5 protein-coding genes are annotated in these 11953 nt (G+C 75.0%); 1 reads left to right on the top strand and 4 read right to left on the bottom strand.

From position 1 onward, the window contains the following. The 4 genes from ACFW9D_RS14870 to ACFW9D_RS14855 all read right to left on the bottom strand — a co-directional run. On the bottom strand, positions 1–4968 hold a 4968-nt coding region (locus tag ACFW9D_RS14870; RefSeq protein WP_384621912.1), incomplete at its 3' end, for an SAV_2336 N-terminal domain-related protein. 5 nt (positions 4969–4973) lie between these two features. After that, positions 4974–5975 carry an AAA family ATPase gene (locus ACFW9D_RS14865; RefSeq protein WP_384621909.1) on the bottom strand — a complete coding sequence of 334 codons (1002 nt, stop codon included), beginning with the start codon at positions 5973–5975 and terminating at the stop codon, positions 4974–4976. A 59-nt stretch (positions 5976–6034) separates the two neighbouring features. Then, entirely contained in the window at positions 6035–7687 is a 1653-nt protein-coding gene (locus ACFW9D_RS14860) for a trypsin-like peptidase domain-containing protein (protein ID WP_188339092.1), read from the bottom strand. Continuing rightward, on the bottom strand, positions 7684–8040 hold the full coding sequence (locus ACFW9D_RS14855; protein ID WP_188339093.1) for a CU044_2847 family protein: 357 nt from the start codon (positions 8038–8040) through the stop codon (positions 7684–7686). Before ACFW9D_RS14855 ends, ACFW9D_RS14860 begins: the two co-directional genes overlap by 4 nt. Positions 8041–8214: 174 nt before the next feature. Here ACFW9D_RS14855 and ACFW9D_RS14850 point away from each other — a divergent pair, with 174 nt between their 5' ends. Continuing rightward, the gene (locus ACFW9D_RS14850) at positions 8215–11904 is read left to right on the top strand and encodes a S8 family serine peptidase (RefSeq protein ID WP_384621905.1); all 3690 of its coding nucleotides are present in this window, start codon (positions 8215–8217) and stop codon (positions 11902–11904) included. Positions 11905–11953 lie beyond the last annotated feature (49 nt).

Here is an 11953-nt window from a genome sequence, read left to right as displayed (position 1 = left end):
GACCAGGCCGTCCGCGCCCTCGACACGGCGGGCGGTGCGCAGCGCGCGGGACTCGACGGCGTCGAGCCGCTCGCGCCGGGGGCGGCTCAGGCGAGGGTGGCGAGCGAAGGCGCGCAGGACGTCGAGGGGATGCGGCTCGGCGCCCGGGTGCGGGTCGAGCGGGGCGCCGCTCAGCGCCTCCTCCGGATCGCGCAGCTCCGCCACCAGCCCGGTCAGTTCCAGCGCGGCGCGGCGGGCGTCCCCCTGGCGGGGATACAGGTGCACGAGCAGGCCGTCGAAGCCGAGGAGCGCGCACTCGGCGGAGTCGATCAGGCGGGCCACGTCGTCGCGCGGCGGCTTCTGCGGGGACGACGGGCGGGCGGTCTCCGGGGCGGGCGCGGCCTGCGCGTCGGGGAGCACCCAGCGCACGGTGTGCCCGGGGATCGGGCGGACGCGCGCCGGGTCGGCCGGGGGGACGCCCAGCCGGAGATTCCAGGCCAGCCGGGCCGGCAGGTCCGGGCCCCGGGACCGGCGTGCGGCGGCCTCGACAGGATCGGTGATCTGCACGACGGCGCGGGCGCCGGGCAGCACCTCGTCCAGGGGGTACGTGTACGCGCGCAGGTCGACCTCGTAGCACTCCACGTACGCCTCGCGCGGGCCGGGCGGGTCGAGGGTGCGGACGCCGTCCGGGCGGACGTAGACCAGGGTCGTGCCCGGGGCGGGCGGGACGCCCTCGGCCGGGAGGTCGAGGGGGCCTCGGACGAGGGACTCGGGGGGCGGTCCGGCGGGCTCGTCCGGCGCGTCGGGGGCGGTCGTCGGGGCCGGACGGCTGATCAGGCGGAGCAGTGCCTCGGTGTCGTAGCGGTTCGAGAGGGCGGCGTGGGCCAGGGCGAGTGCATCGGTGCGCAGGTCGGTGCCGGGCAGGACGACGGCGTCGCTCGTGGCGTCGGCGAGGACCCGGCCGAGGTACTGGCGCAGGGCCGGGTCGCCCATGGCCTCGTACGCGACCAGGGAGTCGGCCACCTGGAAGAGCCGGTCGAGCCGTCCCGGGACGGTCTCCATCAGGGGGAGCCGGTCCGGGGGGACCAGTTCGTTGAGGCGGTCCGCCGCGTCCGGTCCCTCCGTGTAGCGGATCAGCTGGGCCAGGACGCGGAGCCCGTCCTCGTGGCCGAGGGCGGCCCGTGCCACCTCCTCCAGGGCGTGCCGGCTGCTGCCGCCCAGGTGGATCGTGCAGTCGAGCCGGTCGGCCAGGATCGAGGCGCACAGGGCGCGGTGGCCGCGGTGGCGCTGGACGGCGAGGCCTTGCAGGGCGGCGACGACGTCGGACACGTCGAGGCCCTGGTCTTCCGCTCGGTCGAGTGCCTCACCGGCGGCGCTCACGGCGTCCGGGGCGTGGCGGCCCAGGGAGCCGATCAGGGCGCGCCGGCCCCGGGGCATGCTCAGTACGGCGGCGGCGATCTCCAGGGACGGGGGGCGGGAGCCCAGTGTGGGTGCCAGGCCGCTGCGGCGCAGTTCGGCGTTGAGGTCGGCGACCAGCGCGGAGCGCGCCTGCTCCCGGTGGCGCAGCGACTCGTCGAGCACCCACGCCAGTTGGCGTTCCGCCGACGCCGAGAGGTGCTGGTGGATCCAGTGGGTCGGCGGGTCCCCTACGGGGCGAAGACCCAGGACGCGGGCCCGGTCCGCCGTGACGAGCCGCGCGGAGACCGCCACTTCCAGCGGGGCGGGGGAGAAGCCGGGAGTGACCTTGGGGATGCGGACGCCCTTCGGCCAGAACGTCACGGAGAGGTCGCCCGTGAGCTGGAGGTCGGCGGCCGTCCCGGCGAGCCGGGTGACGACGGCTTCGAGGAGGCGGTCCAGTGCCTCGGGCGTGGCGATGAGCTCCTCGTGCAGATGCGGGGAGGAGGTGGCCGCCGTGTGGTCCGCCTCGGCGAGGTCGGCGCTCGCGGCCAACCGGCCGGCCAGCACGGACAGTTGATTGCTCCGGCCGTCCGGGGCACTGAACAGCACGGAGGCGTGGCTCGGCGCGCTCACGGCCGGCTCGGGCTCCGAGGGCGTCTTCGCCGACGGGGCGGGGACGAGCGGCACCCGGGACTCCCGGTCCAGGTCGGCCCGCAGCGCGAGCAACGTCAGGCGCAGCTCGGTGAGTTCGGCGCGGGCCGCCTCCGCGCCGGGGCCCGGGACGCCGTCCAGTGGGGTGCCTTCGTACAGGTCGAGGACGTGCTGGACGAGGGCGCGGGTGGAGCCGAGGGTCAGGGGCGTGCGGTTCGTGTAGGCGGTGTCCGCGGTCCGCGCCGCGTTCAGGAGCTCCGTCACGTCGAGCAGGTCGGCGCTCGTGTGCACCGCGTACCCGTCGTCGACCTCCGCGATCAGACCGGCGCCGGCCCCGCGCAGCCGGGACACGCAGGCGGCGAGCGCCGCGTCCGGGTCCTCGGGGCGGTCCTCGGGGTCCCATACGGCGTCGGCCAGTTCGGTGCGGGTCAGCGGGTGGCCGGTGCGCAGGAGCAGGGCGCACAGCACGGCCGCGTCGACGGGGGAGTAGAGCGGGATCTCGGGGGCGTCGTCGCCGTCGTTCGGGAGGACCTTGAGCGGGCCGAGCAGGCTGTAGACGAGCGGGGGGCGGATCGTGGCGCCGTCGTCGACGAGCGCGAGCCGTGCGTGGCCGTCGGCGAGGCCGCGCAGATTGCTCTCCATCTGCCCGGCGTCGCCCGAGAGCAGGGTCTGCGTGAACCCGGGCGCGCAGCCCAACTGACGGCACAGTGCGGCCAGTTGTTCAGTTTCGCGGTCGAAGGCGCCGGTCTGGCCGGCGCTCGCGGGGGCGAACTGGACGAGCTTCACCGTGCCGTCGGGCAGCAGCATCGCCCGCGATCCGCGCACCCCGCCATGGGCGAACCCGGCGTCGTGGACCGCCACCAGAGCGCCGCCCAGGCCCGCGGCCACCCGGGTCAGCAGGGCACCGGGCAGCCGCCCCGGGGTGAGGGAACCGAGCGGGACGCCGTCCAGGTACTCCATCACCAGATAGGGGACCGGAGCCTCCGTGTCGGCGTCGGACACGGCGACGACGTTCGGATGCCGCAACTGCCGCAGCCGCTCGGCCATGTGACGGAACGCGGGGCGCCCCCGCGCGGGCAGCGACGGGTACAGCTTCACCGCCACGGCCGCCCCGGACCCCGTGTCCCGCGCCCGCCACACCGAGCCGCCGGGCCGCACCTGCCGCACGAGCCGGTAACGCCCGCCGAGCAGCACCCCCGGGGCGGGGACGGCCGGCGCCGCGGAGCCGCCCATGCGCTCCAGCGTCTCGGCGCTGACCTCCGCCACCGCCCCGTCCCCGCCGGGGTCCGCCCCCGGCGACGTCGTCACGGGCAGTTCCGGCGGCACCGTGTCGACCAGCGCTTCGATCAACGCGCCGCGCTCCGCGAGGAGTCGGGCCGTGCGTCCGCGTTCGCTGCGCGGCAGGGAGCGCAGCAGCAGCTCCCGGACGCCGGGGCGGAACGCGTAGGAGCCGGGCGGACCGGGGACCTCCACGAGCATGCCCGAGACGATGATCTCGGCGAGGTGCGCCGGGCGCGGATCGGGTTCCAGGACGGAGTGGACGAGCCGCATCACCGGCAGGTGCGGCACTCCGAGCGCCAGATGCCCGGCGAGCCGGAACGCCTCCGGCGAGGCGGATCCCCGGAAGCCGAGCACGAGCCGCTCGGCGTCGGTCATCGGGTCCGGATCGTCGTCCGGGCCGGCCGTCCCGTAGGGGTCGACGGTCCCGTACCGCTCGACCGTCCTGTACTGGTCCACCGTCCCGGACCGGTCCGTCGCGCCGTACCGGCCCGCCTCCGACAGGTCCGGGCCCGGGTCCGGGGCCGTCGCGTCGGCGGGCCCCGCGGGGGTCAGCCAGGCCGCCGCGCCCGGCACCCGCGCGCCGCCCGGCGCGGCCGTCAGCCGGGCCCAGTGGGACAGCCAGCGGGGGTCCGCCTCCAGGACCGGGAGCGCGAGCGCGTCCGGGGCGTCCTCGGGCCGTGGCCAGGCGTCGGGATCGTACGGGGCGAAACCCAGCGCGGACGCGGGCGCCGCCGGGTGCGGGGCGGTGAGGCGGCCCGGTACGGCGGGCAGGGCGGTGCCGGGCCACAGGCGTTCGGGGAGCGGCTGGAGCACCGCGAGCGGGACGCGCCGGGCCAGGGCGTGCAGGGTGCCGTACCAGCGGGCGCCCGCCTCCCCGGAGTGCCACTGCGGGCCGGAGCAGTCGCTGAGGACCAGCACGGCGGTCCGGCCGTCGGGCGGCACGACCAGGCCGTGGATCCGGCCGTCCGGCGACGCCTCGTGGACGGCGATCGTACGGAAGACGCCCGACTGCCCGAAGAGTCCGTGCAGTTCGCGCAGGAGGGGGCGCCAGACCGGCATGGTCGGCCCGTTGTCGTGGACCAGCACGAGCCGCAGCCAGCGCTCGGGCGCCGGGCGCAGCACGGGCAGCCAGGCGTCGGGTCCGCCGCCGAGCCGGGCGATGCGGTCGGCGGTGGCGTGCTCGTCGAGCTCCGGCACGCCCGTCGGCGACGGCACCCGGCGCTTGAGGGGTCGCAGCGCGCGCTGCAGGGGCAGCGGGTGCCGCAGCATCGGCGGCGTGGGGGCCAGCGGCCCGGCCGGACCGGCGGCCTGGTCCTCGGCCACGTAGAGGGTGACCCGGGGCGGCTCCGGCATGAGCGGCCGGGGCTCGGGCGGTGCCGGCGCGGGCTGGTCGACGGGGGCCGGTGGCGTGCGCGGGCCGGGCGGCGGGTGCGGCGGACCCGCCGGTGCCGTGGACCCGTCGCCGGACCCCGCGCCACCGGAAGCGCCACCGGGAGCGGAAGCGCCGGAGGGCCCCGCGTCGCCCGTGCCCGCGGCGCTCTCCGCGCGGTCCAACGCCCGGGCCAGCCACAGCAGTTCCGCCAGCTCGGCCGGGGTGGGCCGCTCGCCGTCCGCCGCCGCGGCCAGCGCCGCCGCGAGCCGGTCGAGGTCACCTGCCATCGTCGTCAGCCGCCGTCGTCGGGACGCGCGCCGAGCCCCGGCAGGAGCTGCTGGGCGAGCTCCTCGCGGGACGCCGCGTCCAGGCCCGCCGCGCCCGTGAGGTACAGCGCGTTGAGCAACTGGTCCGTGGCCAGCTCGCCCGCGTCGGCGCGCCGCAGGAACCGGCCGATCAGCTCCTCGGCGTACCCGTCGGTCTCGCCCAGGTGCGCGTCGACGATCGCGGCCAGCTGGTCCCGGCCCGGGCGGCGCAGCCGCAGCCGGACGCAGCGGCGCAGGAACGCGGGCGGGAACTCCCGCTCCCCGTTGCTGGTCAGCACCACGAACGGGAACGCGCGGCAGCGCACCCGGCCGGCCGCGACCGGCACCGTCTCGTCCGTACCGTCGGCCCGCACCCGCGCCTCGGTGCCCGCGCGCAGCAGTTCGGGAATCTCGTACTGGCCCTCCTCCAGCACGTTCAGCAGGTCGTTCGGCAGGTCGAGGTCGCCCTTGTCGATCTCGTCGACGAGCAGCGCCCGCGGCCGCTCGTGCGGCAGGAGCGCGGTGCCGAGGGGGCCGAGCCGCAGGTGGTCGGCGACGTCCGCCACGCCTTCCGTGGGCGGACGCCGCTCTCCGCGGGCCGCGTACAGGCGGGAGAGCGGGTCGTAGCGGTACAGGCCGTCCGCGAGCGTCGAGCGGCTCGTCACGTTCCAGCGCAGGACCGGGCCGAGCCGCAGCTCGCGGGCGACGGCGTAGGCGAGGGAGGACTTGCCCGTGCCGGGCGGCCCGGTGACCAGGAGCGGACGGCGCAGGTACAGCGCCGCGTTCACCAGGTCGACGCTCTCCGGCGTCGGCCGGTAGGTGTGGGCGCGGTGCAGCCGGTCGGGCGAGACCGCCGCCGTGTCCGCGTCCTCGGCAGGCGGCGGCAGGACCGGGCCGCCGTCGAACGCGCGCCAGGGCGGCGGGGCGGGCAGCCGGTCGATGCCGTCGTGCGGCGCGGACGCTCCCGTGTACACGGACCACTGCGGCATGTTCGGCTCGTCTCCGTACGTCGTTCGATTCGTCGTCGTTCGTGGATGATGCGGGTCGATCAGGCGACCGGGCAGTGGCGGTGCAGTGCCTCCCGGTCCGGGGCCGGGAAGCAGCGCGGGGAGTCCCACAGCAGCTGGATGTCGTGCGCCCAGTGCTGCTCCTGCGCGCTCGCCCGCTCCCGCAACGCCATGATGTGCTGCGGGAGTTCGTCGAGCGGCAGACCGGACACATACGTGCCGAGGGCGTCGAGGAACGCCGTGCCCGGGCACGGCGTGCCGTCCTCGTGGCCGCCCGCGCAGCCGGTGCGCGGCCACAGCAGCACCGGGACCGGCTTGGCGAGCGCCGTGTCGAAGTGCGGCCGCGGACCGGGCCCCGGCGGCGCGGCGAAGCCCACCACGTCGGCCCGGGCCAGGTCCGACTGGCTGGGCGGCGGACCGTCGGAGCAGTCGACGCGGTGCACCCCGGACGCCGGCCGGTCCCCGCGCGCCCGCCAGCTCTTCGCGAGCCGGCGCCGCCGGCCACCCTCGCGCCGGCTGTGCGCGGTGACCACCACCGGGTAGGCGCAGCCCAGCGGCGTCGGGTCGCCGTCGCCCGCGGGCCAGCGGTCCACCGGCCAGTTGAGGAACGGCCGGGGCAGCTCGAAGGCCACCAACTCGTCGGTGTCGTCCGGGAGATGGTCGATCGCGGTGTCGATGACCGACTCGACGTAGCCGGGCACCTCCGAGCTCGGCAGCGTGCGCGGCTCCTCGACCAGATGCGGATGGCCCTCGTGGTACGCCGACACGGTCACCCGCACCTCGTCCTCGCCGGCCCCGCTGTGCTCCACGGTGAACACCACCGGCGTCCAGGCCGCCGGGGCCCGGCCCGGCCGCTCCCGCGCACTCTCGCCGAGCAGCTCCTCGAGCCGGTCCGCGAACCGCTCGGCGACCTCCGGCTCCGGCGCGTTCAGCGCGTGCCACGCCGCCATCGGCAGGGAGCGCAGCTCGTGCGAGGGGACGGGCGGCGCCCAGGGGCCCGCCGCCTGCCGGTACAGCCGCTCCGGACGGCAGTCGAGCCCGGTCCGCAGCGCCTTCTCCACCAGCGCGTTCAGCCGGGCCGGGCCCGGCAGGTACAGGACGAGGTCCTCCCAGTACCGGACCATGACCGACAGGGGCATCATCCGGCCCGTCATCGTGCCCGCGCCGCCCGTCACGCTCGTGACGATGCCGACGACCCGGTTCGTGCCCGCGACGGTGAGGGCCGCGCCGCTGAACCCGGAGCGCAGCGGCTGCCCGTGCGCGAGGTCCGCGACCAGCTCGACCCACTCGTCGCGGACCCGGGTCGGGCTCACGGTCCGGTACGCGGCCTGCGTGCCCTCGTCGAAGCTCTTCGGGAAGCCGTACGCGTGCAGGGTCGGCGCCCGGCCGTCGGCGCCCGCGTACGCCTCGCTCTCCGTGCCGAACCGGGCCGGTGCCACGTCGACCTCCCGGGCCAGCTCCAGCACCGCCAGGTCACCCGGCGCGGTCGCGTCGCCGTGCCAGCCCGCGCCCACCAGGACCCGGGCCTCCACCGGGCGTTCGGACCGGCGGTTGGGGAACGTCACCGTCAGTGGCCCGTCCGCGCCGGCGACGACGTGCGCGCAGGTCAGCACGGTCCGTCCGGCGATCAGGAAGCCGGACCCGAGAATGCGCCCGGCCCGCTCGATGCGGGCCTGCCACTGGCAGTCGTTCATCGGCCGGCCGTGTCCTCCTCCGCCGGGCCGGGGCCGGAGGACCAGCTGAGCTTGACCACCAGATGCCCCTCGGCGGCGCCCTTCGTGATGACGGCCCCGACCTCCGCCGACATCTTCACGCCGAACTCGATCTCCACCGCGTCCGGCTTCAGCGCGCCGTCCCGCAGCACGCGCAGCGCCGACTCGGCCGCCGAGCGGACCGCGCCGAGGGACTGCTCGAAGGTGCGGGAGGCCCGCACCGCGTCGTTGTCCCGGTTCACATGCCGGGCGCCGTCCGGCTCCGCGTCCTCGCCGACCGCCTCGAACAGCACCGGCGCACCCTCGGTGACCTCGAACTCCACCAACCCGTCCACGACTTCGTCCCCCCTCAGCCTCGTCCCTGCCTCCCCGCCATTGTGCCCTGGCGGGAAGGTGTCACGGCGGTCATCCGCCACCACAGTTCAACTCCGCTGACGCAGAAGGTCGTTCACACTCCTCCTAGCACTCTGGCACCACCCCCGATCGGAAGCCTGCAAAGAGAGGCCAAGATGACCAGAGGACCAGTAGCGAGACGTACCGCGGCGCTGTTGTCGGCAGGGCTCACCCTCGCCCTGCTGCCGTTGGCGGGAGCGCACGCCGCACCGGACGGCACCGGCCCGACCGGCCCGGACACCCCGGCGCGGCAGACCACCAAGGCCGCCCGCGCCGCCCACACGGTGACGCTGGTCACCGGCGACAAGGTCACCGTCACCGACCTCGGCGGCGGCAGGAAGACCGTCGACGTGAAACGGCCCCAGGGAGCCGACGGCACCGTGCGCACCCAGGTGAGCGACGGACGGATCACCGTCGTACCCGAGGAGGCGCAGCCCTACCTGGCCGCCAAGACCCTCGACCCCCGGCTCTTCGACGTCAGCGCCCTGATCGAGCAGGGCCTCGCCGACAACAAGGCCGACGCGACCCCGCTCATCGTCACCTACAAGGGCAAGAGCGCGCGCTCCGCCGCACTCACCCCCAAGGGCTCCGAGCGCACCCGGAAGCTGTCCAGTGTCGGTGGCGCCGCACTCGCCGCCGCCAAGGGCCGCACCTTCTGGAACGCGGCCACGGAGAAGGACGCGTTCGCCGACGGCATCGCCAAGGTGTGGCTCGACGGCCGGGTGAAGGCCGACATGGAGCAGTCCAACGCGCAGATCGGGACGCCGAAGGCGTGGGAGGCCGGGCTCACCGGCAAGGGCGTCAAGGTCGCCGTCCTCGACACCGGCTACGACACGACGCACCCGGACCTCGCCTCGCGCGTGAGCGAGTCGAAGTCGTTCATCGCCGGTCAGGAGGTCGCCGACCGTCAGGGCCACGGCACGCACGTCACCTCGACCGTCGGCGGCTCCGGCGCCGCCTCCGACGGCAAGGAGAAGGGCGTCGCCCCGGACGCCACGCTCGCCGTCGGCAAGGTGCTCAGCGACGACGGCTTCGGCACCGAGTCCGAGATCATCGCCGGCATGGAGTGGGCCGCCAAGGACATCAAGGCGAAGGTCGTCTCCATGAGCCTCGGCTCCTCGGAGGGCAGCGACGGCACCGACCCGATGGCCGCCGCCGTCGATTCCCTGTCCGCCGAGACCGGCGCCCTGTTCGTGATCGCGGCCGGCAACGCCTACGGGCCCGGCACGATCGGCTCGCCCGGCGCCGCCGACTCCGCCCTCACCGTCGGCGCCGTCGACAGCCAGGACGAGCGGGCCGAGTTCTCCAGCCAGGGCCCGCGCTACGGCGACCAGGGGCTGAAGCCCGATGTGTCGGCCCCGGGCGTGGGCATCCTCGCCGCCCGCTCCTCCCTCGTCGCCGGCTCCGGCTCGTACACGACCATGAGCGGTACGTCGATGGCGACGCCGCACGTCGCGGGTGTCGCCGCGCTGCTCGCGCAGGCCCACCCGGACTGGACGGGCGCGCAGCTCAAGGACGCCCTGATGTCGACCTCGAAGCAGCTCGACGACTCGGCGTACGCCATCGGCGCGGGCCGTGTCTCGGTTCCCGACGCCGTCGCCGCGAAGATCACCGCGACCGGCAGCGCCGACCTGGGCTTCTTCAAGTGGCCCTACGAGAGCAATGAGCCGGTCACCAAGAAGGTCACCTACTCCAACTCCTCGGATCAGCCGGTGGAGTTGAGCCTCGCGGCGGAGGGCGCCTCCGACGGGGTCGTGACGCTCGCCGACGACAAGCTGACCGTGCCCGCGCACGGCACCGCCTCCACCACCGTCACCGGCGACGGCAGCAAGGCCGCCGTCGGCAACGTGAGCGGGCGGATCGTGGCGAGCGCCGCCGGGACCCCCGTCGCGCACACGGCGTTCGGCCTGGTCAAGGAGGAGGAGCGGTACACGCTCACCGTCCACGTGAAGGACCGGGACGGCGAGCCGACCCCCGCGAACATCGTCTTTCAGGAGCTCGCCGAGGGCACCGACCCGGGCATCGTCGCCGTCGGTGACTCCGGCACCGTCCAACTGCGCCTGAAGCCGGGCACGTACACCGCGGACACCTTCCTCGACGTGCGCGGCGCGAGCGGCCCCGACTCGCTCGGCCTCGCCTACCTCTCGAACCCCGAGATCACCCTCGACCAGGACCGCGAGATCACCCTCGACGGACGCACCCTGCGCGAGACCGGGCTCCGGCTGCCCAAGGACACCGACCCGCGCCAGCGCCTCATGGAGTACGACCGCAAGGCGAACGGCGCCGACGTCCTCGGCATCGTCCAGGTCCCGATCAAGTACGACTCGCTGTTCGCCGCGCCGACGAAGAAGGTCACCGGCGGCAGCTTCGAGTACCGCACCGTCTGGCGGCACGGACAGCCTCGCGTCGCCGTGGACGGCATCGGCGAGACCTTCGAGCAGCCCGGCTCCACGCTGCTCCAGGGCCGCACCAGGCTCGGCCTCGTCGACGCGGGCAACGGCGCGCCCGGCGCGTACGCGGACAAGGACGTGCGGGGCAAGGCCGTCCTCGTGCACGCCGACGGCACCCTCACCCCGGCGCAGATCGCGCAGGCCGCCCAGGACGCGGGCGCCAAGGCCCTGTTCATCGGCGACGACGCGCCCGGCCGCCTCAACACCGTCTTCTACGACGAGAACTACGAGGACCGCCCGCTGCAGATCGCGAGCGTGAACAAGGAGGACTTCGCCCGGCTCCAGACCCGCGCCCGCGACGGCCGCCCGCTCGACATGACCGGCACCAAGGACGCCTCGTACATGTATGACGTGTCGAACGGCTACACGGGCGCCGTGCCCGACCGCGGCCTCCTCTACGCCCCGGACGGCAAGGACCTCGCCACCGTCGACACCACGTACTACGGCGGCGACCGGAAGGCCGACGGCGGTGAGTTCCGCTTCTCGATCACCGACACCTTCAAGGTCGGCGTCGGATTCCTGGAGCGCCACACCTTCCCTGACCGGCGCACCGACTACGTGTCCATGGAGCCGGGCCAGAAGTGGCACGAGTCCGTCATCGTGCCGGGCCTGGAGGAGCGCTCCGGACTGGTCACCTACAAGGCCGGCCGGCACACGGAGCTCAACTGGTTCAAGCCGGTCTGGCACCCGTGGCTCGGCACCGGGCTCGGCTGGGGCCAGGAGCGCGCCGCCGACCAGATCCAGTTCAACGTGCCGGGCTGGGGCGACTCGGGTCCCGACCACACGGGGTTCGGTGACGCGTACGACCCCGAGAGCGGGATGAAGCAGTACACCGAGGTGTTCGCCGACGGCGTCAGCCAGGGCCGCAGGATCAGCTCCGCAGGGTACGTGTGGAACGCGGCCCCGGAAGAGAAGACGTACAAGGTCGTCACCGACACGGCGCTCGACCCCGAGAAGTGGAGCCTCGGCACCACCGGGCACACCGAGTGGACGGTCCGCTCGGCGCGGCCGGCCGACGACGAGTGGCACTTCCTTCCGATGATCAACCTCGGCTTCGACGTCGACACCGACCTCACCGGAAAGGTCCGCGCGGGCGCCTCGCTGCCCGTCGGCCTGTACGCCGAGTACATCAAGGGCGCGACCGGCACCGGCACCCTGGGCGGCGGCAGGCTGGAGGTCTCCTACGACGACGGCAAGACCTGGAAGTCCGTCGCCCTCGACGGCACCGGGGCGTCCTGGACCGGCGAGCTGCGGATCCCCGAGGACGCGGCGTCCGTCTCGCTGCGGGCCTCCGCCCACGACGACAAGGGCGCGACCGTCACGCAGGAGATCGTGCGGGCGATCGGCGTGAAGTGACCGTCTGAAAAAGGGAGTTCGAGGCCGGGGCCCGGCGCGGAGCACCTCC

Source organism: Streptomyces sp. NPDC059524 (assembly GCF_042749255.1).
GTDB classification, from domain to species: Bacteria; Actinomycetota; Actinomycetes; order Streptomycetales; family Streptomycetaceae; genus Streptomyces; species Streptomyces xanthii.
The sequence above is the reverse complement of the archived record's forward strand: the minus strand, read 5'-3'. Positions and strand labels throughout refer to the sequence as shown.